Origin of the sequence: Streptomyces sp. NPDC057307 (assembly GCF_042667665.1) — a bacterium.
Taxonomy (GTDB): domain Bacteria; phylum Actinomycetota; class Actinomycetes; order Streptomycetales; family Streptomycetaceae; genus Streptomyces.
The window spans coordinates 1-25,165 of the sequence record NZ_JBHUZM010000082.1 but is presented as its reverse complement, the minus strand read 5'-3'; the positions used below and the strand labels follow the sequence as shown (position 1 = coordinate 25,165).

Sequence of the window (25,165 nt, the reverse complement as noted above, 5' to 3'; positions counted from 1 at the left end):
TCCGGCGATGATCATTCTCCGGGACGGGGGACGGCTGGGATGAGCGGAACAGGACGTACGAACGGCGGCCGCGGCCGCCTCGGCAGTGTGCTGTCGGGGCTGGCCGTGGCCGTCGGCTGTGTGCTCTTCCTGGGCGGGTTCGTCTGGGGGGCGGTGGAGTACCAGCCGTACACCGTGCCGACGGATTCGATGGACCCGACGGTGAAGGCCGGCGACCGGGTCCTGGCACAGCGGATATCCGGCGACCAGGTGCGGCGCGGCGACGTCGTGGTCTTCAAGGACGCGCAGTGGGGCGACATGCCGATGGTGAAGCGGGTCGTCGGCGTCGGTGGCGACAAGGTCGCCTGCTGCGACTCCAAGGGGCGCCTGACGGTCAACGGGAAATCGATCGAGGAACCGTACGTCCAGCGGATGCCGGGCGGGCTCGCGTCCACCACGGGCTTCGGGGCGACGGTCCCGAAGGGACAGCTGTTCCTCCTCGGCGACGAACGCAGCGGGTCGCTGGACTCACGGGTCCACCTCCAGGACCAGGGGCAGGGGTCGGTGCCCCGCGAGACGGTGACCGCGCGGATCGACGCCGTGGCGTGGCCGCTGGGCGGTCTGATCGACCGCCCGCAGGGGTTCGAGGCGCTGCCCGGCGGGGTGTCGGAGCCGGGCCCCGTGACGTTGGTGGTGGGCTCCGTGGCCCTCGGGGCGCTGCTGATCCTGGGCGGCGCGGCGTACGGGCCGGTCGTACAGCGGCTGAACCGGCGGCGTACGGGGCCGACGGGGCGGACCGACGGGGAGGTGCCGACCGGTGTCCGGTGACGCGCCGCGGAAGGTCGCACGGGTCGTACTGCTCGACCCGGACGACCGCATTCTGCTGATGCACGGATACGAGCCGGCCGACCCGGCCGACGACTGGTGGTTCACGCCCGGCGGCGGCCTGGAGGGCGACGAGACACGGCAGGAGGCCGCGCTCCGCGAGCTGGCCGAGGAGACCGGCATCACAGAGGTGGAGCTCGGGCCGGTTCTCTGGCGGCGTACCTGCTCCTTTCCGTTCGACGGGCGGCGCTGGGACCAGGACGAGTGGTACTTCCTGGCACGTACGGCGCAGACCGAGACGACCGTCGAGGGGCTGACGGAGCTGGAGCGGCGCAGTGTCGCGGAGCTGAGGTGGTGGACCTCCGCCGAACTGTCGACGACGCGTGAGACGGTGTATCCGACCAGGCTCGCCGGGCTGCTGCGCACGCTGCTCGACGAGGGTCCTCCGGGTGCACCGGTGCTTCTCGCCTCTGAAATCGTCTAGGGGCGCACGGGGCCGGAGCACAATAGGGGGACGTACGGCTGAAGGGGAACATGCCATGAGCGCCGAGGACCTCGAGAAGTACGAGACCGAGATGGAGCTGAAGCTCTACCGGGAGTACCGCGATGTCGTCGGTCTTTTCAAATACGTGATCGAGACCGAACGACGCTTCTATCTCACCAATGACTACGAGATGCAGGTGCACTCGGTGCAGGGCGAGGTCTTCTTCGAGGTCTCGATGGCGGACGCGTGGGTCTGGGACATGTACCGGCCGGCCAGGTTCGTCAAGCAGGTGAGGGTGCTCACGTTCAAGGACGTGAATATCGAGGAGCTGAACAAGAGCGACTTGGAGCTGCCGGGCGGCTGAAGCGGGTGAGTGGTGGCTGAGCGCTCGCTGCGGGTGGTGAGGGCCCTGCGAGTGGTGGGGGCGGTTGGGGCGGTGTGGGTGGAGCCTGGGGGTGTCGGGGTTGCGGTGGCCCCTGAGGCGCGTGTGACTCCAGGGGCGCTGGTGGGTGACGGAGTTATCCACAACAGGTGAGTTGTCCACCAAGATCCACTCGCTGCGGGTTTTCGCCTCAGAGTCGGTGCCGGAGGTGGTGCCGACATGAACGCGACAGGGGCACTCGGGCGGTACGGCGAAGGGCTGGCCGCGCGGCGGCTGGCGGCGGCGGGGATGACCGTGCTGGACCGCAACTGGCGGTGTGGCAGGACGGGCGAGATCGACATCGTCGCCCGCGACGGGGACGTGCTCGTCGTCTGTGAGGTGAAGACCCGCAGGGAAGGCTCTTTCGAGCATCCGATGGCCGCGGTCACGCCGGTGAAGGTCGACCGGCTGAGGCGCCTCGCCGCCTGCTGGCTGGAGGCGTGCGGCGGACCACCCCCGGGCGGGGTGCGTATCGACCTGATCGGAGTGGTGCTTCCCAGACGCGGCGCTCCCGTGGTCGAGCACGCCCGAGGGGTGGCCTGATGGGATTCGCGCGTGCGTGCTCGGTGGCGCTGGTGGGCGTCGAGGGCGTGGTGGTGGAGGTCCAGGCGGATCTCGAACCCGGTGTGGCGGCTTTCACCCTGGTCGGGCTGCCCGACAAGAGCCTCTCGGAGAGCCGGGACAGGGTCAGGGCGGCCGTCGTGAACTCCGGCGCCGAATGGCCGCAGAAGAAGCTCACAGTAGGGCTCAGCCCGGCCTCCGTACCCAAGAGCGGATCAGGTTTCGATCTCGCCGTCGCGGTCGCCGTCCTGGGGGCGGCCGAGCGTATCGAGCCGCGGGCCATCGCCGACCTGGTGCTGATCGGGGAGCTGGGGCTCGACGGCCGGGTCCGTCCGGTACGGGGCATCCTCCCGGCCGTCCTCGCGGCGGCCGAGGCCGGTTACAAGCAGGTGGTGGTGCCGGAGCAGACAGCGGGCGAGGCGTCGCTGGTTCCGGGAGTGTCCGTGCTCGGCGTACGGAGCCTGCGCCAGCTCATCGCGGTGCTGACCGGCGATCCGGTGCCCGAGGAGCCGACCGTGACCGAGGAGGGTCGCCCCGATCCGATGCTTGCCGGTCTGATGGTCCCCGGCGCCGGAGTGGGGACGGGCCTGGCGCCGGGCTTCGGGCAGCGGGACGCGCACTGCCCTGACCTCGCCGACGTGGCGGGACAGCAGGGAGCGCGTACGGCCCTGGAGGTCGCGGCGGCGGGTGGCCACCACCTGCTGCTGCAGGGACCGCCCGGAGCGGGCAAGACGATGCTGGCCGAGCGACTGCCGGCACTGCTGCCGCCACTGACGAGACAGGAGTCCGTTGAGGTCACGGCGGTGCACTCGGTCGCCGGGATCCTGCCGCCGGGCGAACCACTCGTACGCACGGCGCCCTACTGCGCCCCGCATCACTCGGCGACCATGCAGTCCCTTGTCGGAGGCGGCAACGGGCTGGCGAGACCGGGGGCGGTGTCCCTGGCACACAAAGGTGTGCTCTTTCTGGACGAGGCGCCCGAATTCTCGGGCAAGGCTCTCGACGCGCTGCGCCAGCCCCTTGAATCGGGGCAGGTGGTCATCGCGCGCAGCGCCGGAGTCGTACGGCTGCCCGCCCGTTTCCTGATGGTTCTTGCCGCCAATCCGTGCCCCTGTGGGCGGCACACCCTGCACGGCGCCGGGTGCGAGTGCCCGCCCTCCGCGATCCGTCGCTACCAGTCGCGGCTGTCCGGTCCTCTGCTCGACCGGGTCGATCTGCGGGTGGCGGTGCAGCCGGTGCACCGTGCCGATCTCATGGGCCGGGGCGGCCGGGGTGAGACCACGGCTGTCGTCGCCGAGCGGATCAGAGAGGCCCGGCTGAGGTCGGCGGAGCGGCTGGCGGGGACGCCGTGGACGGTCAACAGCGAGGTGCCCGGTCACGAACTGCGTACGCGGTGGCTCACCACCCCTGGGGCGCTCGACGCCGCCGAGCGGGATCTCGAACGGGGACTCCTGACGGCCCGCGGCCTGGACCGGGTCCTGCGGGTCGCCTGGACGGTCGCGGACCTCGCCGGACGCGATCGACCCGACGGACGGGACGTCGCTGTGGCGCTGGAACTGCGCACCGGCATCGCGCGGGGCGCCGGGGTCGCGACCGGCGGTGTCTCATGACGACGGAGATCGGCGTCGACGAGCGACTGGCGCGGGCCGCCCTGACCCGCGTGATCGAGCCGGGCGACGAGAACGGCGGGCGATGGCTGCGTAAGTACGGCGCCCGGGGGCTGATGGAACTGCTCACCTCCCCCGAGGGAGCCGACGACGAGCGCTTGGGCGAGATCGGTCCACGCCGCATCCGCGGCCTTCGGGCACGTGCGGCGGCGACCGACCCCGAGCGTGATCTGTCGGTCGTTGCCGGGATCGGCGGCCGGTTCGTCTGCCCCGGCGACCAGGAGTGGCCCACTCAGCTCGACGACCTGGGTACGTCACGCCCCATCGGGCTGTGGGTGCGCGGCAGGCCCGACCTGAGGCTCTGGGCCCTGCGCTCCGTCGCCGTCGTCGGAGCCAGGGCCTGCACGCCGTACGGCGCGCACATGGCGGCGAGCATCGCATCGGGACTGGCCGAGCGGGGCTGGGTGGTGACGTCGGGCGCGGCGTACGGAATCGACGGAGCCGCCCACCGGGGAGCCCTGGCCTCCGACGGCGCGACCGTCGCGGTCCTGGCCTGCGGCGTCGACGTGGTCTACCCACCCGGACACGCGGAACTGGTGCGGCGCATCGCCGAACAGGGGCTGGTGGTGGGGGAGCTGGCGCCCGGTGATCATCCGACCCGCAGCAGATTCGTCCTGCGCAACCGCGTGATCGCGGCACTCACCCGGGGAACGGTCGTGGTGGAGGCCGAGTACCGCAGTGGCTCACTGGTCACCGCACGCGGTGCCCAGCGGCTCGGGCGGTTCACCATGGGAGTGCCGGGTCCGGCGACGAGCGGGCTCTCCGCCGGGGTGCACGAACTGCTGCGGGGCGAAGGCGTGCTGGTCACGGACGCCGCCGAAGTGGCCGAGCTGGTGGGGGACATGGGTGACCTCGCACCCGCCAGGCGCGGGCCCGTTCTGGCGAGGGACCTGCTCGATCCCCTCGGCAGACGGATCCTTGACGCGCTGCCCGCCCGAGGCGCCCTCGGCGGGCGGGACATCGCCCGGGAGGTCGCGACGACTGCCGACGAGGCTCTCGGCAAGCTGTACGAACTTCACTCCCTCGGGTTCGTCGAACGGCAGCGTGAAGGCTGGCAGTTGACGCCGCGGCCGACACACGACGGCGGTACGCGGCGAGCCGGTCCTTGACCTGGGGCATTCGGGTGAAAAGGTGAGGCAGATGACCATCGCAGTTCTTCCGGCGGCGCGACAGGGGCCGATACGCGCGGTGTCGGCGCCGGATCGCGGAATCTCGGCGACGGCCGACAGCGCCTGTCCGGACAGGCCCCGGCCCCAGCTCCTCGCGCACCGCGACCGCGGTGTCACGCTACGCTCACCAGGAATCCGGCCCAGACGTACCTCCCCTCACTTCACGGCAGAACGGCTCAAGGCAACGCATGCCCCAGCACACCTCCGGGTCCGACCGTGCGGCGGCGCCCCCCGTGGCGCCCCCCGCGGCCCGCGGCGAAGTGCGACCCTCCGCCCCCACGGCGCTCGACACCTTGTGGCGGTCGTACAAGACCACGGGTAACGAGCGGCTGCGCGAGCAGTTGATCCTGCACTACTCGCCGCTGGTGAAGTACGTCGCCGGCCGGGTGAGTGTGGGACTGCCGTCCAACGTCGAACAGGCGGATTTCGTCTCCTCCGGAGTCTTCGGGCTCATCGACGCGATCGAGAAGTTCGACATCGAGCGGTCGATCAAGTTCGAGACCTACGCCATCACACGCATCCGCGGCGCGATGATCGACGAACTGCGTGCGCTGGACTGGATCCCGCGCTCCGTACGACAGAAGGCCAGGGCCGTCGAGCGGGCGTACGCGACGCTGGAGGCGCAGCTGCGGCGTACCCCGTCGGAGACCGAGGTGGCCGCCGAGATGGGCATCGCCGTCGAGGAACTGCACGCCGTCTTCAGCCAGTTGTCGCTGGCGAACGTCGTGGCGCTGGAGGAACTGCTGCATGTCGGCGGCGAAGGCGGCGACCGGCTCAGTCTGATGGACACGCTGGAGGACACGGCGGCCGACAACCCCGTCGAGGTCGCCGAGGACCGCGAGCTGCGCCGACTGCTCGCCCGCGCCATCAACACCCTTCCCGAACGCGAGAAGACCGTGGTCACCCTCTACTACTACGAGGGGCTCACGCTGGCGGAGATCGGCAACGTCCTCGGTGTCACCGAGAGCCGCGTCAGCCAGATCCACACGAAATCCGTGCTCCAGCTCCGCGCGAAACTCGCCGACGCGGGACGCTGAATCGTCACTGCCCCACCTGCGCGGGCGGTGTCCGCCGTACAGTGGGCATGTGCCCAGGATTCGAGCGGCCTCCGTGGCCGAGCACCGGACCATGCAGCGCGGCGCCCTGCTGGACGCCGCACGCTCCCTCCTGTCCGAAGGCGGCACGGAGGCGCTGACCTTCCCCGCCCTCGCCGAGCGCACGGGGCTCGCCAGGTCGTCGGTCTACGAGTACTTCCGCTCGCGTGCGGCCGTCGTCGAAGAGCTCTGCGCCGTCGACTTCCCTGTCTGGGCAGCCGAGATCGCCTCCGCCATGGCGGAGGCGACGACCCCCGAGGCCAAGGTCGAAGCCTACGTACGCAGGCAGTTGGGCCTTGTCGGCGACCGTCGTCACCGCGCGGTGGTCGCCATCTCCGCGAGCGAGCTCGACGCGGGGGCCCGCGAGAAGATCCGGGCGGCGCACGGCGGGCTCATCGCGATGATCGTCGATGCCCTCTCGGAACTGGGCCACGAGCAGCCGAGGCTGGCCGCGATGCTGCTCCAGGGCGTTGTGGACGCCGCGGTGCGGCGGATCGAGTTGGGCGCGGCCGAGGACCCCGTGGTGATCGCCGAGGCGGCGGTGTCCATGGTGCTCCGAGGCGTACGCGGTAACTGACCCCCGTACGGCTCCGCTGCCGCACCCACGCGGCCGCCGCGAGCAGGGCCGCGGCATGCAAGGCGTCACCCGCCGCGGCGGTCTCCTCGGCCATGATCGCGACTTCGTCCGGCGTGAGGGGCGGCGGCGGTCCGGACGGCGCTTCCGTGGCGGCCGGCTCGGGGACCCCGAACACGGGCAGCAGACGGGCCGGGCCGCGGTCGAGCAGGTCGTCGGGCAGCAGGGACAACGGGTCGAGATAGGTCCCGCCCCGCAGCAGACCCCAGTGCAGACATCCACCGGCGCAGTGGAACGGTCCCGGTCCGAGGACGGCGACGACCTGGCCCGCCGTCACCTCGTCGCCTTCGGCGACGACCGCGGTCACCGGTTCGTAGGTGGTGCGCAGCGGTGGCTGCCCCGTGCCGGTCAGCGTGATCGAGAGGACGCCGCGGCCCGCCACCATTCCGGTGAAGGACACCCGGCCGGGAGCGGCGGCGCGGACGAGAGTGCCCGGAGCCGCGGCGAGATCGACGCCCCGATGGCCGGGGCCGTACGGCGATGCGGGCGGATCCCACCCTCGTAGAACGGTCGGCCGCGCCCCCACCGGCCAGGCCCGGTCGCCGCTGACGCCGTCGGCATCCGCGCCGGTCTCGACGCCGATCCCGGGCCGGGCGCCCATGGGGGTATCGGCGGCTGCGGAGGGATCGGCGGCGGCGCCGGTGCCGCCGCCCGGAGTGGCGGAAGGGGCCTCGGAGTTGGCACCCGCGCCCGTGCTCGCCTCCTCGCTGTCCGCGGCCCGCGCTTCGGGTGCGGGGCCGAACAGGACGGCCGCCACCACCCCCGCGAGCACGGCCACCCCGGCGGAGACGCACAGAGAGATGACCCCCAGCCGACCACGACGGCCGGGTCGGGCGGAGGCGTGAATGAGCAGTTCGTGGACAGTGATCATGTCGTTCACGCTGCCGCAGTCGGCGAATCCATGTGGATCATGCTCGGATTCTGTGGATAACCGGCCCATTGTGTATAACTCCGTCACCCTCGCACTCCGTCGCCGGGCACTGTGCGGGTCCCGTACACTTCCTGTGGCGATCCGGGTCACCGGATCGACTTCGCACGCCCCGCCGCCGACCTCTTCGCCGGCGTCCACGCTTCTCGGTCCCTAGTGGCAAAGCGTTCCGGGGCGTCAGGCGCGACCGCCGTCCGGCGGACGCGACAACCGAGTACCTCAAGGAGTACGGCCATGGCCGTCGTCACGATGCGGGAGCTGCTGGAAAGCGGCGTCCACTTCGGTCACCAGACCCGCCGCTGGAACCCGAAGATGAAGCGTTTCATCTTCACGGAGCGCAACGGCATCTACATCATCGACCTGCTCCAGTCGCTGTCGTACATCGACCGCGCCTACGAGTTCGTCAAGGAGACCGTCGCCCACGGCGGCTCCATCATGTTCGTCGGTACGAAGAAGCAGGCGCAGGAAGCCATCGCCGAGCAGGCGACGCGCGTCGGCATGCCGTATGTCAACCAGCGCTGGCTGGGCGGCATGCTCACCAACTTCTCCACCGTCTACAAGCGCCTTCAGCGTCTCAAGGAGCTTGAGCAGATCGACTTCGAGGACGTGGCCGCCTCCGGCCTCACCAAGAAGGAGCTCCTGGTCCTCTCGCGCGAGAAGGCCAAGCTGGAGAAGACCCTCGGTGGTATCCGCGAAATGCAGAAGGTGCCCAGCGCCGTCTGGATCGTCGACACCAAGAAGGAGCACATCGCCGTCGGTGAGGCGCGCAAGCTCCACATCCCGGTCGTCGCGATCCTCGACACCAACTGCGACCCCGACGAGGTCGACTACAAGATCCCGGGCAACGACGACGCGATCCGCTCCGTCACCCTGCTCACCCGCGTGATCGCCGACGCCGTCGCCGAGGGCCTCATCGCCCGCTCCGGCGCCGCCACCGGCGACTCCAAGCCGGGCGAGAAGGCCGCCGGCGAACCCCTCGCCGAGTGGGAGCGCGACCTCCTCGAAGGCGACAAGAAGGCCGACGGCGAGAAGCCCGCCGACGACGCCGACGCGCCTGCCGACGTCCAGACCTCCGCCGAGACGGAGAAGGTCGCCGACGCGGAGCAGGCCGAGGAGGCCGCCGCTCCGGTCGAGGCCCCCGCCGCCGAGGTCACCGAGGCTCCGGCTGCCGAGGCTCCGGCCGCGGACGCCGACAAGGCCTGACCTCAAAGGTTCGGTTGCTGACGGCGGGGGCCACGGGCCCCCGCCGTCCACCCGTAGATCTTCGACTTCCGAGAGAGATTCACAGACATGGCGAACTACACCGCCGCTGACGTCAAGAAGCTCCGCGAGCTCACCGGCGCCGGCATGATGGACTGCAAGAAGGCCTTGGTCGAGGCCGACGGCGATGTCGACAAGGCCGTCGAGGTACTCCGCGTCAAGGGTCAGAAGGGCGTCGCCAAGCGCGAGAGCCGCAGCGCGGAGAACGGCGCTGTCGTCTCCCTCGTCTCCGACGACAACACCTCCGGCGTTCTGCTGGAGCTGAAGTGCGAGACGGACTTCGTCGCCAAGGGTGACAAGTTCCTGGCCGCCGCCAACGCGCTCGCGGCGCACGTGGCCGCGACCGGCCCCGCCGACATCGACGTGCTGCGCGCCTCCGAGATCGAGCCCGGCAAGACCGTCCAGGCATTCGTCGACGAGGCCAACGCCAACCTCGGCGAGAAGATCGTCCTGGACCGCTTCGCCCAGTTCCAGGGTGACAGCAGCTTCGTCGGCACGTACATGCACCGCACCATGCCCGACCTCCCGCCGCAGGTCGGCGTCCTGGTCGAGCTGGACAAGGGCAGCGCCGACGACGCCACGGCCGCCACGGTCGCCAAGGACGTCGCCCAGCACATCGCCGCCTTCGCGCCGAAGTACCTCACCCGTGAGGACGTTCCGGCCGACGTCGTCGAGAACGAGCGCCGCGTCGCCGAGGCCACCTCTCGCGAGGAGGGCAAGCCCGAAGCCGCGCTGCCCAAGATCGTCGAGGGTCGTGTCAACGGCTTCTTCAAGGAGGTCACCCTCCTCGACCAGCCGTTCGCGAAGGACAACAAGAAGTCCGTCAAGAAGATCCTGGACGAGGCCGGTGTCACGCTGAAGCGCTTCGCGCGCATCCGCGTCGGCGCCTGACGTTCCGGACACCGTCCCGGGGCCGAGCACCCGGGGCAGCGCAGTCGTACGCGATCGACGGTGGACCCCGCTAGGGTCTACTGCAGCCGCCGGCCGAACACGCGCCGGAGGGCCGCAGATCTGACGAGGAGGCCATTGCCGCTAGGGACACAGACCCACCGGCAATGGCCTTCTTCGTATGTGCACGAGGAGATCCCCATGAACAAGGGCGCGGACGCCACCCAGTCCACCGACGACAACAGCGACCCCGGCAAGAAGGCCGGGCGCTTCATGCTGAAACTGTCCGGTGAGGCGTTCGCCGGCGGGGGAGCGCTCGGCGTCGACCCGGACGTCGTACACGCCATCGCCCGCGAGATCGCCGCCGTCGTACGGGACGGGGCGCAGATCGCCATCGTCATCGGCGGAGGCAACTTCTTCCGCGGCGCCGAACTGCAGCAGCGCGGCATGGACCGGGCCCGCTCCGACTACATGGGCATGCTCGGTACGGTCATGAACTGCCTGGCTCTCCAGGACTTCCTGGAGAAGGAAGGCATCGACTCCCGCGTCCAGACCGCCATCACCATGGGGCAGGTCGCCGAGCCGTACATCCCGCTGCGCGCCGTACGGCACCTGGAGAAGGGCCGCGTCGTCATCTTCGGCGCCGGCATGGGGATGCCGTACTTCTCCACCGACACCACCGCCGCCCAGCGCGCCCTGGAGATCGACGCCGAAGCGCTGCTGATGGGCAAGAACGGCGTGGACGGGGTCTACGACTCCGACCCCAAGACCAACCCCGACGCGGTGAAGTTCGACGCGCTGGAGTACGGCGAGGTGATCACCCGCAACCTCAAGGTCGCCGACGCCACGGCGGTCACTCTCTGCCGCGACAACGCGCTGCCGATCCTTGTCTTCGAACTCCTCACGGAGGGCAATATCGCGCGCGCCGTCAAGGGTGAGAAGATCGGCACGCTCGTGAGCGACCGGGGCACCCGGGCCTGAACTCGGGCTGCCCCGCACGGGGATGGACAAAGCCCTGCCGGTCGGACACCGTGCAGGAAGAAGACGCGACGCAGGTTCCGCCGGCCCTGTAAGCACACCGGGCCCACTCAAGACACGCAGGAGCAAGTGGTGATCGAAGAGACCCTCCTCGAAGCAGAGGAGAAGATGGAGAAGGCCGTCCTGGTCGCCAAGGACGACTTCGCCGCGATCCGCACCGGTCGTGCGCACCCGGCGATGTTCAACAAGATCGTGGCGGACTACTACGGTGCCCTGACCCCGATCAACCAGCTGGCCTCGTTCTCGGTGCCCGAGCCGCGCATGGCGGTGGTGACCCCGTTCGACAAGAGCGCGCTGCGCAACATCGAGCAGGCCATCCGTGACTCGGACCTCGGAGTGAACCCGAGCAACGACGGAAACATCATCCGGGTGGTGTTCCCCGAGCTCACGCAGGACCGCCGCAAGGAGTACATCAAGGTCGCCAAGACCAAGGCGGAGGACTCGAAGATCTCGATCCGCTCCGTGCGCCGCAAGGCCAAGGAGACGATCGACAAGCTGATCAAGGACGGCGAGGTCGGCGAGGACGAGGGGCGCCGCGCCGAGAAAGAGCTCGACGACACGACGGCGAAGTACGTCGCCCAGGTCGACGAGCTGCTCAAGCACAAGGAAGCCGAGCTGCTCGAGGTCTGATGAACGACTCTTCCTGGGGGGCCCCGCCGACCGCCGGCTACTGGGGACCGCCTGACCAGGGGGCTGCCCCGGCGGGTCCCGCATACGATGAGCTTGACGCACAGCAGACTCGGCCCATGCCCATCGTGCCCGACGTACCCGCGAGCGGCGGGGCCCAGGATGACGACCGGGGGGCTGCTCGGCCGGGCGGCCCCCTGTTCCGTGACGAAACGCCGCAGGAGCCCATGTCCGCCCCTCCGCCACCTCCGCCGAAGAAGCGGGCAGGCCGCGACCTCCGCGCGGCCATAGGGGTAGGTGTGGGGCTCGGCGCGGTGATCGTGGCGTCGCTCTTCATCGTGAAGGCCGTCTTCATCGGCGTCATAGTGGTCGCGGTTGTCGTCGGTCTGTGGGAGTTGACCTCCCGGCTCGACGAGAAGAAGGGCATCAAGGCGCCCCTCGTCCCGCTCGCTGTCGGTGGCGCCGCGATGGTCGTCGCCGGGTACGTACGGGGCGCCGAAGGCGCCTGGGTCGCCACGGCCCTCACCGCACTCGCCGTGCTCGCCTGGCGCATGACGGAGCCGCCGGAGGGCTATCTCAAGGACGTGACGGCGGGCGTCTTCGCGACGTTCTACGTGCCCTTCCTGGCGACGTTCGTCGCCATGATGCTCACGGCGGACGACGGCGCGCAGCGTGTGCTCACCTTCCTGGTGCTGACCATCGTCAGCGACACCGGTGCGTACGCGATCGGCTGGCGCTTCGGCAGCCACAAGCTGGCGCCGCGCATCAGCCCCGGCAAGACCCGTGAGGGCCTGTTCGGCGCCCTGGGATTCGCCATGGTGGCCGGCGCGCTGTGCATGCAGTTCCTCGTCGACGACGGCACCTGGTGGCAGGGACTGCTGCTCGGTCTCGCCGTCGCGGCCAGTGCCACGCTCGGTGACCTGGGCGAGTCGATGATCAAGCGGGATCTCGGCATCAAGGACATGGGCACGCTGCTGCCCGGTCACGGCGGCATCATGGACCGCCTCGACTCGCTCCTGCCGACGGCCCCGGTGGTGTGGCTGCTGCTGGTGGTGTTCGTCGGCTCGGGCTGAGCCGTATCCGTACCGGTTACCCTGGTAAGGCCCGCCGTCCCGTACGGCGGGCCTTACTGCGCTCCGCGGTCGCGGGGCCCGTCACATGAGGTCTCCTGGCACCGGCAGTGTGCCCATGTCCCTCCCGCAGCCGGCGGGGAACACCGGCCTCGTCGTACCGAGGAGAAAACAGCTCATGGCACCGCCCAATCCCGGAGAGCTCACGTTTGTCGCGCCCCGTGGCGCCAAGAAGCCGCCGAGGCACCTGGCCGACCTCACGCCGGAGGAACGTCGCGAGGCCGTGGCGGCGCTCGGCGAGAAGGCGTTTCGCGCCAAGCAACTGTCGCAGCACTACTTCGCGCGGTTCGCGCACGACCCCGCCGAGTGGACGGACATTCCGGCCGCCGCGCGCGAGAAGCTCGCCACGGAGCTGCTGCCCGACCTGATGTCCGTGGTCCGGCACATCTCCTGTGACGACGACACCACCCGTAAGACGCTGTGGCGGCTGCACGACGGCACGCTCGTCGAGTCCGTTTTGATGCGCTATCCGGACCGGGTCACCATGTGCATCTCCTCGCAGGCCGGCTGCGGCATGAACTGCCCGTTCTGCGCCACGGGGCAGGCGGGGCTCGACCGCAACCTGTCCACGGCCGAGATCGTGCACCAGATCGTGGACGGTATGCGCGCGCTGCGCGACGGCGAGGTCCCCGGCGGCCCCGCCCGGCTGTCCAACATCGTCTTCATGGGCATGGGCGAACCACTCGCCAATTACCGCCGCGTCGTCGGGTCGATCCGTCGGCTGACCGACCCGGAGCCGGACGGTCTCGGCCTCTCGCAGCGCGGCATCACCGTCTCGACGGTGGGCCTGGTGCCCGCGATGCTGCGATTCGCCGACGAAGGCTTCAAGTGCCGCCTCGCCGTCTCGCTTCACGCGCCCGACGACGAACTGCGTGACACCCTCGTGCCGGTCAACACCCGTTGGAAGGTGCGGGAGGTGCTGGACGCCGCCTGGGAGTACGCCGAAAAGTCGGGTCGCCGGATCTCCATCGAGTACGCCATGATCCGCGACATCAACGACCAGGCGTGGCGGGGCGATCTGTTGGGACGGCTGCTCAAGGGCAAGCGGGTGCACGTCAATCTGATCCCGCTCAACCCGACGCCCGGCTCCAAGTGGACGGCTTCCCGCCCCGAGGACGAGAAGGCATTCGTGGAGGCCATCGCGTCCCATGGGGTGCCCGTGACGGTGCGCGACACCCGAGGCCAGGAGATCGACGGGGCGTGCGGTCAGCTGGCGGCGACGGAGCGCTGAGCGCGGCGAAGGGCCCCGTCGGGGCCCATGTACGCTGGGGTTCGAACGAATTACATATTCCGACAGGGGAGCGCCACAGCGCTGAGAGTGCGGCAGAGGCCCGAGAAGAGCCTCACGGTCGCAGACCCTCTGAACCTTGCCCAGGTCATTCTGGGTAGGAAGTTCGGTCATCACTCAAGCTGTTGCGCCCTGCCCTGCTCCGGTTCGCCGGCGCGGGGCAGGGCCGCGTCTTCTCCTGGACACCCCAGGAGGAATTCAGTGCGTACCACGAAGAAGATGGCGGTCGGCGCCGTCGCCGCCGCGCTGGGAGTCTCCACGCTCGCCGCGTGCGGCGGCGGGTCCGAGGACTCCACCGCGTCGGACGGCGCGAAGTCCAAGAGCGTGACGCTCGTCGCCCACGACTCGTTCGCCGCCTCGGACTCCGTACTGAAGGAGTTCACCGAGCAGACGGGCTACACCGTCAAGGTGCTCAAGAGCGGCGAGGCGGGTGCGGCGCTCAACAAGGAGATCCTCACCAAGGGTTCGCCGCAGGGCGACGTCTTCTTCGGCGTCGACAACACCCTGCTCTCCCGCGCTCTCGACAACGGTCTGTTCACGCCGTACGAGGCGAAGGGCCTCGACCAGGTCCGCGCCGACGTACGCCTCGACGATGCCAAGCACCGTGTCACCCCCGTCGACACCGGCGACATCTGCGTCAACTACGACAAGAAGTACTTCACCGACAAGAAACTGGCCCCGCCCGAGTCCTTCGCCGACCTGACGAAGCCCGCCTACAAGGATCTCCTCGTCGTCGAGAACGCCGAGCAGTCCTCACCGGGCCTCGGTTTCCTCCTCGGCACCGTCGCCGCGTACGGGGACGACGGCTGGCAGGGCTACTGGAAGAAGCTCAAGGCCAACGGCGTCCAGGTCGTCGACAGCTGGGAACAGGCGTACAACGAGGAATTCTCCGGTTCGGCGGGGGGCAAGAAGGCGAAGGCGGAGCGTCCGCTCGTCGTCTCGTACGCGTCGAGCCCGCCCGTCGAGGTCCTGTACGCCGACCCGCAGCCCAAGGAGGCGCCGACCGGCGTCGCCGCGGGCACCTGCTTCCGCCAGATCGAGTTCGCCGGCCTGCTCCAGGGGGCGAAGAACGAGGCGGGCGGCAAGGCCCTGCTGGACTTCCTGGTGAGCAAGACCTTCCAGGAGGACATGCCGCTCAACATGTTCGTGAACCCGGTCGTCGACGGTGCGAAGTTGCCCGCCCTCTTCACCGACCACGGCGCCGTCGTCGACAACCCGGAGACCGTGGCCCCGGAGAAGATAGCCAAGAACCGTGACGAGTGGATCCAGTCGTGGTCTTCACTCGTCGTCAAGTAGGCGCGGAGGCCGCCCGGAAGGGCGAGAGGCCCCCGCGAAAGGCTGCCGCCGCCGGCTCCGTCGTCCGACGACGGGGCCGGGGCCGGGGCCGGGGAGCGGGACGCGCGGCGCGCGTCGTACGGCGCCGGGGGAGCGCCGTACGGCTCTGCCTCATGGCCGTGCCCGTCGCCTTCTTCGCGGTCTTCTTCGCCTACCCCGTCGCCGCGATCGTCGGCCGCGGGCTGAAGGCGGACGGATCCTGGCACTGGGGCAGGTTCGGCGACGTACTGAGCCGGCCCGACATCGGGCAGGTGCTCTGGTTCACCACGTGGCAGGCCGCGCTCTCCACCGCCCTCACCCTGCTGATCGCGCTCCCCGGCGCGTACGTCTTCGCACGCTTCGAGTTCCCCGGCAAGCAGGTGCTGCGCGCCGTCGTGACCGTGCCGTTCGTCCTGCCGACCGTCGTTGTCGGCACGGCTTTCCTGGCGCTGTTGGGGCGCGGCGGGCTCCTCGACGAACTGTGGGGCGTGCGGGCGGACACGACGGTATGGGCGATCCTCCTGGCGCATGTCTTCTTCAACTACGCGGTGGTCGTCCGCACCGTGGGTGGTCTCTGGGCCCAGCTCGACCCACGGCAGGAGGAGGCCGCGCGGGTGCTCGGTGCCGGGCGCCTCGCGGCGTGGTGGCGTGTCACGGTGCCCGCGCTCGGCCCCGCCGTCGCCGCCGCGGCGCTGATGGTCTTCCTCTTCACCTTCACTTCCTTCGGCATCGTCCAGATCCTGGGCGGTCCGGCCTACTCCACGCTGGAGGTGGAGATCTACCGGCAGACCGCGCAGTTGCTCGATCTGCCCACGGCCGCCGTTCTGACGATGGTGCAGTTCGCCGCCGTCGGCGGGGTCCTGGCGCTGCACGCCTGGACCGTACGGAGGCGGGAGACCGTCCTGAAACTGGTCGATCCCGCGCAGACGGCGCGCAGGCCGCGCGGAGCCGGCCAGTGGGTGCTGCTCGCCGGGGTGCTCGGCACCGTCCTGCTTCTGATCCTGCTGCCCCTCGGCGTGCTGGTCGAGCGGTCGCTCGACGGCCCCGCCGGGTACGGCTTCGACTACTACCGGGCGCTCCGTTCGGTGGAGGCGAGCGGCGGCACGTTCCTCGTTCCGCCGCTGGAAGCGGTCTGGAACTCCCTGCGCTACGCCCTGGTGGCCACGGTCATCGCTCTGGTCGTGGGTGGGCTGGCGGCCGCCGCGCTCACCCGCAGGGCGGGGCGCCTCGTACGGGGCTTCGACGCTCTTCTGATGCTTCCGTTGGGCGTCTCCGCGGTGACTGTCGGCTTCGGGTTCCTGATCACGCTGGACAAGCCGCCTCTGGACCTGCGGGCGTCGTGGATCCTGGTGCCCCTCGCCCAGGCGTTGGTGGGGGTCCCCTTCGTCGTACGGATCATGCTTCCCGTACTGCGTGCCGTGGACGGGCGGTTGCGCGAGGCCGCCGCCGTGCTCGGCGCGTCGCCGTTGCGTGTCTGGCGGGAGGTGGATCTGCCCATGGTGCGGCGAGCGGTGCTGGTGGCCGCCGGATTCGCCTTCGCCGTCTCGCTGGGCGAGTTCGGTGCCACGGTCTTCATCGCGCGACCGGACCGGCCGACACTGCCGGTCGCCGTCGCACGGCTGCTGGGGCGGCCCGGTGATCTCAACTACGGGCAGGCGATGGCTCTGAGCACGGTGCTGATGGTGGTGTGCGCCGTATCGCTGCTGGCGCTCGAACGTATCCGTACCGATCGTTCAGGAGAGTTCTGATGGCCCTGTTCGCTCTTGAGGACGTGACCGTACGGTTCGGGCGGCGTACGGCGCTCGACGCGGTGGATCTGGAGATGGCCGCGCACGAGATCGTCTGCGTGCTGGGACCGAGCGGCAGCGGCAAATCCACCTTGCTGCGCGTTGTCGCCGGCCTCCAGCCGCCGGACTCCGGGCGGGTGTTGCTGGAGGGCACCGACCAGGCGGGTGTACCGGTGCACCGTCGCGGCATCGGACTGATGTTCCAGGACCACCAGCTCTTTCCGCAGCGTGACGTCGGTGGCAACGTCGCCTTCGGACTGCGCATGCGCGGCGAACCGCGCGCTGAACAGCGGCGACGTGTCTCCGAGTTGCTCGACCTCGTCGGCCTGCCGGGCGCCGAGCACCGCGCCGTCGCCGCGCTGTCCGGCGGCGAGCAACAGCGTGTGGCACTGGCGCGGGCGCTCGCCCCCCGGCCCCGGTTGCTCATGCTCGACGAACCGCTCGGCCAGCTCGACCGCAGTCTGCGCGAGCGCCTGGTCGTGGAACTGCGCGGCGTGTTCGCGCAGTTGGGCACGACGGTGCTGGCTGTCACACACGACCAGGGCGAGGCATTCGCGCTCGCCGACCGGGTCGTGGTGATGCGCGACGGACGCGTCGTCCAGACCGGCACACCGGTGGAGGTCTGGCAGCGCCCCGCCTCCGCCTTCGTGGCGCGCTTCCTGGGCTTCGACAACGTCGTGCCGGCCACGGTGCGCGGCGACGCCGCCGATACGCCCTGGGGCAGGATCCCGGTGCCCGCCGGCTCGCCCCAGGGCCCCCGCACGCTTCTGGTACGTCCTGCGGGGGTCCGGCTCGACGCCTCCGAGGACGGACTTCGCTGCACCGTCGGGGCGCGAACCTTCCGCGGCAGCCACGTCGCCGTCCTGCTACGCCCCACGGACGGGCCGGAGTTGGAGGCGGCGTGCGGCCTGCGTGACGTGCCCGACGAGGGCGCGACGGTGGGGGTCTCCTTCGCTGCCGAGGACGTGGTGGTCCTGGACGAAAGAGAGCCGGGGCCGGCCGACGCCGAAGAGAGCACGGCTCCGACGGGCGACAACGGGGCGGACTGACGAGGCGCCACCCGGCAGGTACGCCAGGTCGGTCAGCCCGAGAGCCGGGCCAGGGCCTCGGGAGCCTCGGTCACCGAGTCGACGAGCGCGATGCGCGACTCCATCGAGCGCTCCCGGGCCAACGACGTGAGCAGCGGCCAGGCAGGCAGCCGCTGCGTCCAGTGCGCGCGGTCGACCAGGACCATGGGCGTCGGCTCGCCACGCGACTCGTAGTAGTTCGGCGTCGCGTTGTCGAAGACTTCCTGGACGGTGCCCGCGGCGCCGGGCAGGAAGATGACACCGGCGTTGCAGCGGGCGAGCAGGCCGTCCTCGCGGGTCGCGTTGGCGAAGTACTTCGCGATGTGGCCGGCGAAGGCGTTCGGCGGTTCGTGGCCGTAGAACCAGGTGGGGATGCCCACGGAGCCGTCGCCCCCGGGCCAGCGGCCCCGTATCTCGAAAGCGGCGCGTGCCCACTCGGAGATCGACGGGCTGAACGACGGTGTCTTGGCGAGGATTTCGAGGGCCTCGTCCAGCATCTCGTCGGGATGCGGGGCGGCGTACGCGCCGAGGTTGGCCGCTTCCATGGCGCCGGGGCCGCCGCCGGTCGCGACCGTCAGCCCCGTACGGGCCAGGTCGCGGCCGAGACGCGCCGCCCCCGCGTACGCGTCGGTGCCCCGTGCCATGGCGTGGCCGCCCATCACGCCGACGACGCGTGCGCCGACGAGCAGTTCGTCCAGAGCGTCCGAGATCGCGTCGTCGTGGACGGACCTCAGCATCGAGGCGAGGATGTCGCCGTCGGCCTTGGTGCGCTGGAACCACTCGTAGGCGAGCGCGTCCGGCGTCGCCTCGTACCCGCCCGCGTCCAGCCCCTCGAAAAGCTGCTCGGGCGAGTAGAGCAGGCCCCGGTACGGGTCGAAGGGGAGGTGCGGGACGGGAGGGAAGACCAGGGCACCGTCCGCCCGTATCTTCGCCGCGGCGTCCGGTGCCATCGGGCAGCCGAGGAAGACGGTCTCTGAGGCGTCGGTGGACAGCAGCGCGAGCGTACGGTCCGTCAGGTCGACGGACTGGACGCGGAAGCCGCTGAGCGTCCCGCCCAGGATCACCTGGTCGAATTCGTCGAGGGTCTCGATCTCGCGGTCCAGGCCGTCCGCCCGGTGCTCCCAAGGTCCCTGGGGGCCCTGCGCCGCCGCCTGTTGTGCTTCATGTCCGTCGTGTCCCTCGCCGTACGCCATGCGGACACGATAGGCCCCTCGTACGGGAGGGGAACGGGGGTCCGGGAAGGCGGTCCGGTTCAGCCGGTGAGCGGTACGGCGGCGAGTGCGGCGATCGCCCACGTCAGCGGCCCGAAGACGGCGAGCAGCGCGCCCGCCCGCAGCGCGGCGGCAGTGCGCAGGAGCCCCGTGGGGGCGCCCACCCGCACCAGCGCCGCCGTCGTGTCGGTGCGAGCGTGTCTGGCCTCCAGGACTGCCGTCAGCAGTGTCGCGACGGTGCAGCCCACGATCAGCGTGGCGCCGAGGCCGGTGAGCGGTCCGAACGGACGCGGGTCGCCGGGGCCGTACAGCGCCGCGGCGGCGAACCCGCCGGCGACCACGGCGCAGACCACGCCCAGCGGGCGGCCGATCCGTACCGCCTCGTCCATGAGGACGCGTCCCGCGAGCAGCCGGGTCGCGCCGGGCCGCAGCATCTGCAGGAGCCGGCCGCAGAGGTACGCGATACCGGGGCCCGCCAGGGCGAGGCCGAACGCCGTCAGCGACCAGCCGGCCAGGACACCCGCCGGGCTGCCCTCGAATCGTCCCGGCAGCGGCAGCGGCGCTCCCGAGCCGCCCCGGCTCGCGTACGTCTCGACGGCGAGCCCGGCCGCGGTGAGAGCCACACCCCAAGGCAGCCCCGACGGGGCGGGCTTGGGCGTCGCGGGCCGCTCGGGATCGGTGCCGTCGACCGGTGCCGTCCTTCGCGGACGCAGGGCGAGTCCGGTGGCCACGGTGGCGAGGACCGGTACGACGGCGAGCAGCGTGAGGGCGGCGGCCAGCGGCAACGGCTGTCCGGCGCCGAGGAGATCGGACGCGGCGCCGTCGAACGGCAGCCCCGTGAGGTCACCGCGCAGGTGAAGGAAGAACAACAGCGCCACCACGCTGCCGAGCGTGCACGACAGGGTGGTCGAGGCGGCGGCCAGCGCGGTGAGCTGAGCCGGGCCGAGGCCGACCGCCGAGAGACCGGGACGGGGCCGCGTACTGGGGTCCGTGCGGGCCACGGCGACGGCGAACTGCACCGTGGCGGCGAGCGGGAGCACGCACCACAGCAGGCGCAGCAGCGATCCCTCGGGGTGATTCATGGCCCAGCCCAGCGTGCACAGCAGGAGGAAGCCGACGCCCGCCGACGCCGCGGCGACGAGCAGTCTGCGCAGCAGGACCAGGAACTGGCTGCCACGGGCTAGACGGAGAGCGAGCACGCTGCCTGACCTTCCGCCTCGGCCGGTCGCAGGGCGCTCACGCGGCGGCCGTCGACCAGTACGACGGTGCGGTCGGCGAGGGTCGCGACCTCGTCGTCAAGGGTGGCGAGTACGACAGTGATGCGGTGTGAGCGAGCCGCTGTCGTCAACGTGCGCAGGACCTGTGCGCGGTCGGCGGCGTACAACGGCGCCGTGGGCTCGTCGGCGAAGAGTACGGCGGGCGTGCTGACCAGGGCGCGGGCGACGGCGACGCGCTGGCGCTGCGACTGGAGCAGGGCGTGCGGACGCTTGCGGGCGCACATGCCGATGTCGAGCCGCTCCAGCCACTCCACGGCCGCCGCCTTCGCCGCACGGCGGGAGGAGCCGCGCAGCAACAGCGGCAGGGCGACGTTCTCCCACGCGTTGAGTTCCGGGACCAGGACCGGATCGGAGTCGATCCAGCCGAACCGGTCGCGCCGGAGCCGCTCGCGCAGCGCCGACGGCATCGTGTGCACGGCGGTGCTGTTGAACCAGACCTCGCCCTTCTCCGGGACGAGCTGCCCCGCGAGGCAGCGCAGCAGGGTTGTCTTGCCGCTGCCGCGCGCGCCGCTGACGGCGAGGATCTCGCCCTCGCGCACACCGAGCGAGACGCCGCTGATCGCGGGCGAGCCGTTGTGCGAGTGGTGCAGGGAACGCGCCCAGAGCACGTCGTTGTCCGGCGGGGCAACCATGGCGTACACCTCGGTTCGGATCGGGCTCGGTTCCGAGCTGACGTACCGCGCCCCGTCCGGGGGGAACGAGAGCGAAGCCGATCGGTCACTGCACCGTAAAGATCGATAACGAGGTGTGCGGACAGCACGCGGCCCGGGTGCCCCCTTTGCACTCGAACGGGGGCACCCGGGCCGTCTGCCGGATCACGCGCGGGATGGGGTCAGGGGGCGGCGTACGGCGCCACGTACACGCCGTCCCCCGCCCCGTACGCCCCGGTGGTCAGAGCTTCGTCCAGGCCTCGGTCAGGACGGTGCGCAGGATCTGCTCGATCTCGTCGAACGTCGACTGGTCGGAGATCAGCGGCGGCGCGAGCTGTACGACCGGGTCTCCGCGGTCGTCGGCGCGGCAGTACAGCCCGCTGTCGTACAGAGCCTTGGAGAGGAAGCCGTACAGGACGCGCTCCGTCTCCTCGTCCGTGAACGACTCCTTGGTGGCCTTGTCCTTGACCAGCTCGATGCCGTAGAAGAAGCCGTTGCCCCGTACGTCGCCGACTATCGGCAGGTCGTGGAGCTTGCGCAGCGTCGCGAAGAACGCGTCCTCGTTGTCCAGCACATGCTGGTTCAGGCCCTCGCGCTCGAAGATGTCGAGGTTGGCGAGACCGACGGCCGCGGAGACCGGGTGGCCGCCGAAGGTGTAGCCGTGCAGGAAGGTGTTGCTGCCTTTGTAGAAGGGCTCGGCGAGACGGTCGGAGATGATGCAGGCGCCGATCGGTGAGTAACCCGACGTCATGCCCTTGGCGCAGGTGATCATGTCCGGTACGTAGCCGAACTTGTCGCAGCCGAACATCGTGCCGAGCCGGCCGAAGGCGCAGATGACCTCGTCCGAGACGAGCAGCACGTCGTACTGGTCGCAGATCTCGCGAACCCGCTGGAAGTAGCCCGGCGGGGGCGGGAAGCAGCCGCCCGCGTTCTGCACCGGCTCCAGGAAGACGGCGGCCACGGTGTCCGCGCCCTCGAAGAGGATCTCCTGCTCGATCTGGTCGGCGGCCCAGCGGCCGAAGGCCTCCGGGTCGTCGCCGTAGTGCGGGGCGCGGTAGATGTTCGTGTTCGGCACCTTGCGGGCGCCGGGCACCAGCGGTTCGAACGGGGCCTTCAAGGCGGGCAGTCCGGTGATGGACAGCGCCCCCTGCGGCGTGCCGTGGTAGGCGACGGCGCGTGAGATGACCTTGTACTTGGTGGGCTTGCCCGTCAGCTTGAAGTACTGCTTGGCGAGCTTCCAGGCGGTCTCGACCGCCTCGCCGCCGCCGGTGGTGAAGAAGACCTTGTTGAGGTCCCCGGGGGCGTAGTGGGCCAGCCGTTCGGCCAGCTCGATCGCCTTCGGGTGGGCGTAGGACCACACGGGGAAGAAGGCGAGTTCCTGAGCCTGCTTGTAGGCGGTCTCGGCCAACTCGTGGCGCCCGTGGCCCGCGTTGACGACGAACAGGCCGGAGAGGCCGTCCAGGTAACGCTTGCCCTTGTCGTCGTAGATGTAGGTGCCCTCACCACGCACGATGGTGGGCACGGGTGCGTTCTCGTACGACGACATGCGGGTGAAATGCATCCACAGGTGGTCGTAAGCGGTTTTGGAGAGGTCCTTGCTCACGGCTATCGGGTTCCCCACATGTAGGTCTGCTTCTTCAACTTGAGGTAGACGAAGCTCTCGGTGGAGCGCACGCCGGGGAGCGCGCGGATCCGTTTGTTGATGACGTCCAGCAGGTGGTCGTCGTCCTCGCAGACGACCTCCACCATCAGGTCGAAGGAGCCCGCGGTCATCACCACGTACTCGCACTCGTCCATCTCCGTGAGCGCGTCGGCCACGGAGTCGAGGTCGCCCTCGATGTTGATGCCGACCATCGCCTGGCGCCGGAAGCCGACCGTCAGCGGGTCGGTCACGGCCACGATCTGCATGACCCCCTGGTCGAGCAGCTTCTGGACGCGCTGGCGTACGGCTGCCTCGGAGAGGCCCACGGCCTTCCCGATCGCGGCGTAGGGGCGCCGGCCGTCCTCCTGAAGCTGTTCGATGATCGCGAGAGACACGGCGTCGATCGTCGGCGACGATCCGTTCCCGTGCCCGTTCCTGGGGTCTGCGCTGCGACTGGCCACCGGCTCACTGTGCACCGCGACTCGTCTGTCTTGCAACCCCGAAGCGATGAAATTCGTTGTACGAGGGTCAGAATATGACTGAATCCGAAGTTGGGAGGGGTCGGGCCTGTCGAAAGCGTCGGCAGAACGCTTAAGGTGGGTGTCTCACCCATCGGACACATCCGGCATGACATCTGTAAGGAGGGGTGGCAGTGACCACCGAGCTGCGCCGTCTGCGTAACTACATCAACGGGGAGTTCCGGGACGCCGCCGACGGGCGGACCATCGAGGTGGTCAACCCGGCCACGGGCGAGACCTACGCCACGTCCCCGCTTTCCGGCCAGGCCGACGTCGACGCCGCCATGGAGGCCGCCGCCGCGGCGTTCCCCGCCTGGCGCGACACCACTCCGGCCGAGCGTCAGAAGGTGATGCTCAAGATCGCGGACGCGTTCGAGGAGCGCGCCGAGGACCTGATCGCCGCCGAGTCGGAGAACACCGGCAAGCCGCTCGAACTGACCCGCACCGAAGAGATCCCGCCGATGGTGGACCAGATCCGGTTCTTCGCGGGTGCGGCGCGGATGCTCGAAGGCCGCTCGGCCGGCGAGTACATGGACGGTTTCACCTCCATCGTGCGGCGTGAGCCGGTCGGCGTCTGCGCGCAGGTCGCGCCGTGGAACTACCCGATGATGATGGCCGTGTGGAAGTTCGCCCCGGCGCTCGCGGCGGGCAACACCGTCGTACTGAAGCCGTCGGACACCACCCCCGCGTCCACCCTGCTGATGGCGGAGATCATCGGCGCGATCGCGCCCAAGGGTGTCTTCAACGTCATCTGCGGCGATCGCGACAGCGGGCGCACCATGGTGGAGCACGCGACTCCGGCGATGGTGTCGATCACCGGCTCCGTACGGGCCGGGATGCAGGTCGCCGAGTCCGCGTCGAGGGACGTCAAGCGGGTGCATCTGGAGCTGGGGGGCAAGGCGCCCGTCGTGGTCTTCGAGGACCTCGACAGCGAGGCGATCGCCAAGGCCGTCGAGGACATCTCGGTGGCCGGCTTCTTCAACGCCGGGCAGGACTGTACGGCGGCGTGCCGCGTCCTGGTGCACGAGTCGATCCACGACGAGTTCGTGACCGAGCTGGCCAAGGCCGCCGCGGACACCAAGACCGGCGGTCCGGACGACGAGGACGTGCTGTACGGGCCGCTGAACAACGCCAACCAGCTGAAGCACGTCTCGGGCTTCATCGAGCGCCTGCCGGCCCACGCCAAGGTCGAGGCGGGCGGTCACCGGGTCGGCGACAAGGGGTACTTCTACGCGCCGACCGTCGTCTCGGGTCTCAAGCAGGACGACGAGATCATCCAGAACGAGGTGTTCGGGCCCGTCATCACGGTGCAGTCGTTCACGGACGAGGCGCAGGCGCTGGAGTACGCGAACGGGGTCGAGTTCGCGCTCGCCTCCTCGGTGTGGACCAAGGACCACGGGCGCGCGATGCGTATGTCCAAGAACCTGGACTTCGGGTGCGTGTGGATCAACACGCACATCCCGCTGGTGGCCGAGATGCCGCACGGCGGTTTCAAGAAGTCGGGCTACGGCAAGGACCTGTCGGCGTACGGCTTCGACGACTACACGCGTATCAAGCACGTGATGACGTCGCTCGACGCGTGAGGTAGGCGAGGTGCGCGGGCCGCTGAGATCCGCGCGTTGTCGCCGCGAGGCGATCGGCTCGCCAACTCGCGAGTACGGCGCCCGAGTTGGTGCGCACGGGGCGGGGCCCGGACACGCTACGTG

General features: G+C 70.1%; 23 protein-coding genes, 1 pseudogene and 1 riboswitch. Of the genes and pseudogenes, 18 read left to right on the top strand and 6 right to left on the bottom strand.

Annotated features, from left to right (window positions below):
* The first annotated feature begins 39 nt into the window (after window positions 1-39).
* The 8 genes from lepB (at window position 40) to ACFUN8_RS24610 (ending at window position 6,777) form a co-directional block, all read left to right on the top strand.
* Entirely contained in the window at window positions 40-807 is a 768-nt protein-coding gene (gene lepB, locus ACFUN8_RS24645; RefSeq protein ID WP_383641490.1) for a signal peptidase I, read from the top strand.
* Window positions 797-1,288, top strand: a complete 492-nt coding sequence (locus ACFUN8_RS24640) for an NUDIX hydrolase (protein WP_383641487.1) — start codon at window positions 797-799, stop codon at window positions 1,286-1,288. Before lepB ends, ACFUN8_RS24640 begins: the two co-directional genes overlap by 11 nt.
* Window positions 1,289-1,343: 55 nt before the next feature.
* Window positions 1,344-1,652 carry a DUF2469 domain-containing protein gene (locus tag ACFUN8_RS24635; RefSeq protein WP_003965949.1) on the top strand — a complete coding sequence of 103 codons (309 nt, stop codon included), beginning with the start codon at window positions 1,344-1,346 and terminating at the stop codon, window positions 1,650-1,652.
* Window positions 1,653-1,889: 237 nt separating this feature from the next.
* The gene (locus ACFUN8_RS24630; protein ID WP_382564991.1) at window positions 1,890-2,252 is read left to right on the top strand and encodes a YraN family protein; all 363 of its coding nucleotides are present in this window, start codon (window positions 1,890-1,892) and stop codon (window positions 2,250-2,252) included.
* Window positions 2,252-3,880 carry a YifB family Mg chelatase-like AAA ATPase gene (locus ACFUN8_RS24625; RefSeq protein WP_383641484.1) on the top strand — a complete coding sequence of 543 codons (1,629 nt, stop codon included), beginning with the start codon at window positions 2,252-2,254 and terminating at the stop codon, window positions 3,878-3,880. Before ACFUN8_RS24630 ends, ACFUN8_RS24625 begins: the two co-directional genes overlap by 1 nt.
* Window positions 3,877-5,046 (top strand): DNA-processing protein DprA, encoded by a 1,170-nt coding sequence (gene dprA, locus ACFUN8_RS24620; RefSeq protein ID WP_383641481.1) that lies wholly within the window; start codon window positions 3,877-3,879, stop codon window positions 5,044-5,046. Before ACFUN8_RS24625 ends, dprA begins: the two co-directional genes overlap by 4 nt.
* Window positions 5,047-5,294: 248 nt before the next feature.
* Window positions 5,295-6,143 (top strand): RNA polymerase sigma factor WhiG, encoded by an 849-nt coding sequence (whiG, locus tag ACFUN8_RS24615; RefSeq protein ID WP_383641478.1) that lies wholly within the window; start codon window positions 5,295-5,297, stop codon window positions 6,141-6,143.
* 73 nt (window positions 6,144-6,216) lie between these two features.
* Window positions 6,217-6,777 carry a TetR/AcrR family transcriptional regulator gene (locus tag ACFUN8_RS24610; protein WP_383641506.1) on the top strand — a complete coding sequence of 187 codons (561 nt, stop codon included), beginning with the start codon at window positions 6,217-6,219 and terminating at the stop codon, window positions 6,775-6,777.
* Between the two features lie 289 nt (window positions 6,778-7,066).
* Here the strand turns inward: ACFUN8_RS24610 and ACFUN8_RS24605 are convergent.
* Window positions 7,067-7,435 (bottom strand): annotated as a pseudogene (locus ACFUN8_RS24605) (peptidoglycan DD-metalloendopeptidase family protein); the annotation flags it as partial.
* A gap of 561 nt (window positions 7,436-7,996) precedes the next feature.
* Between ACFUN8_RS24605 and rpsB the strand changes: the two are divergent.
* The 9 genes from rpsB (at window position 7,997) to ACFUN8_RS24560 (ending at window position 18,143) form a co-directional block, all read left to right on the top strand.
* Complete coding sequence (rpsB, locus tag ACFUN8_RS24600) at window positions 7,997-8,965, top strand: 30S ribosomal protein S2 (RefSeq protein WP_383641475.1); 969 nt, start codon at window positions 7,997-7,999, stop codon at window positions 8,963-8,965.
* 87 nt (window positions 8,966-9,052) lie between these two features.
* Window positions 9,053-9,913: a translation elongation factor Ts gene (gene tsf, locus ACFUN8_RS24595; protein ID WP_383641472.1), complete on the top strand. Its 861-nt coding sequence runs from the start codon at window positions 9,053-9,055 to the stop codon at window positions 9,911-9,913.
* A gap of 198 nt (window positions 9,914-10,111) precedes the next feature.
* Entirely contained in the window at window positions 10,112-10,891 is a 780-nt protein-coding gene (gene pyrH, locus ACFUN8_RS24590; protein ID WP_383641469.1) for a UMP kinase, read from the top strand.
* A gap of 129 nt (window positions 10,892-11,020) precedes the next feature.
* A complete protein-coding gene (frr, locus tag ACFUN8_RS24585) occupies window positions 11,021-11,578 on the top strand; it encodes a ribosome recycling factor (RefSeq protein ID WP_355187260.1) in 558 nt (185 codons plus the stop codon).
* On the top strand, window positions 11,578-12,648 hold the full coding sequence (locus tag ACFUN8_RS24580) for a phosphatidate cytidylyltransferase (RefSeq protein WP_383641466.1): 1,071 nt from the start codon (window positions 11,578-11,580) through the stop codon (window positions 12,646-12,648). Before frr ends, ACFUN8_RS24580 begins: the two co-directional genes overlap by 1 nt.
* Before the next feature lie 175 nt (window positions 12,649-12,823).
* Window positions 12,824-13,936 carry a 23S rRNA (adenine(2503)-C(2))-methyltransferase RlmN gene (rlmN, locus tag ACFUN8_RS24575; RefSeq protein WP_354604725.1) on the top strand — a complete coding sequence of 371 codons (1,113 nt, stop codon included), beginning with the start codon at window positions 12,824-12,826 and terminating at the stop codon, window positions 13,934-13,936.
* A 54-nt stretch (window positions 13,937-13,990) separates the two neighbouring features.
* A riboswitch (TPP riboswitch) is annotated at window positions 13,991-14,115 on the top strand.
* Between the two features lie 79 nt (window positions 14,116-14,194).
* Entirely contained in the window at window positions 14,195-15,289 is a 1,095-nt protein-coding gene (locus ACFUN8_RS24570; protein ID WP_383641463.1) for a thiamine ABC transporter substrate binding subunit, read from the top strand.
* Window positions 15,290-15,441: 152 nt separating this feature from the next.
* Window positions 15,442-17,055: an ABC transporter permease gene (locus ACFUN8_RS24565; protein ID WP_383641460.1), complete on the top strand. Its 1,614-nt coding sequence runs from the start codon at window positions 15,442-15,444 to the stop codon at window positions 17,053-17,055.
* Window positions 17,055-18,143 (top strand): ABC transporter ATP-binding protein, encoded by a 1,089-nt coding sequence (locus ACFUN8_RS24560; RefSeq protein ID WP_383641457.1) that lies wholly within the window; start codon window positions 17,055-17,057, stop codon window positions 18,141-18,143. Before ACFUN8_RS24565 ends, ACFUN8_RS24560 begins: the two co-directional genes overlap by 1 nt.
* A 32-nt stretch (window positions 18,144-18,175) precedes the next feature.
* Here ACFUN8_RS24560 and ACFUN8_RS24555 read toward each other — a convergent pair whose 3' ends face one another.
* The 5 genes from ACFUN8_RS24555 to ACFUN8_RS24535 all read right to left on the bottom strand — a co-directional run bounded on the left by ACFUN8_RS24555 (window position 18,176) and on the right by ACFUN8_RS24535 (window position 23,417).
* Window positions 18,176-19,354 carry an LOG family protein gene (locus ACFUN8_RS24555; protein WP_383641454.1) on the bottom strand — a complete coding sequence of 393 codons (1,179 nt, stop codon included), beginning with the start codon at window positions 19,352-19,354 and terminating at the stop codon, window positions 18,176-18,178.
* 59 nt (window positions 19,355-19,413) lie between these two features.
* Complete coding sequence (locus ACFUN8_RS24550) at window positions 19,414-20,571, bottom strand: hypothetical protein (RefSeq protein WP_383641451.1); 1,158 nt, start codon at window positions 20,569-20,571, stop codon at window positions 19,414-19,416.
* Window positions 20,553-21,281: an ABC transporter ATP-binding protein gene (locus tag ACFUN8_RS24545; protein ID WP_383641448.1), complete on the bottom strand. Its 729-nt coding sequence runs from the start codon at window positions 21,279-21,281 to the stop codon at window positions 20,553-20,555. The genes ACFUN8_RS24550 and ACFUN8_RS24545 overlap by 19 nt, the downstream gene beginning before the upstream one ends.
* Before the next feature lie 259 nt (window positions 21,282-21,540).
* Complete coding sequence (locus tag ACFUN8_RS24540) at window positions 21,541-22,920, bottom strand: aspartate aminotransferase family protein (RefSeq protein WP_383641445.1); 1,380 nt, start codon at window positions 22,918-22,920, stop codon at window positions 21,541-21,543.
* Window positions 22,905-23,417 carry an Lrp/AsnC family transcriptional regulator gene (locus ACFUN8_RS24535; RefSeq protein ID WP_383641442.1) on the bottom strand — a complete coding sequence of 171 codons (513 nt, stop codon included), beginning with the start codon at window positions 23,415-23,417 and terminating at the stop codon, window positions 22,905-22,907. The genes ACFUN8_RS24540 and ACFUN8_RS24535 overlap by 16 nt, the downstream gene beginning before the upstream one ends.
* 176 nt (window positions 23,418-23,593) lie before the next feature.
* Between ACFUN8_RS24535 and ACFUN8_RS24530 the strand changes: the two genes are divergently transcribed.
* Window positions 23,594-25,042: a gamma-aminobutyraldehyde dehydrogenase gene (locus ACFUN8_RS24530; RefSeq protein WP_383641504.1), complete on the top strand. Its 1,449-nt coding sequence runs from the start codon at window positions 23,594-23,596 to the stop codon at window positions 25,040-25,042.
* The last annotated feature ends 123 nt before the right edge of the window (window positions 25,043-25,165 follow it).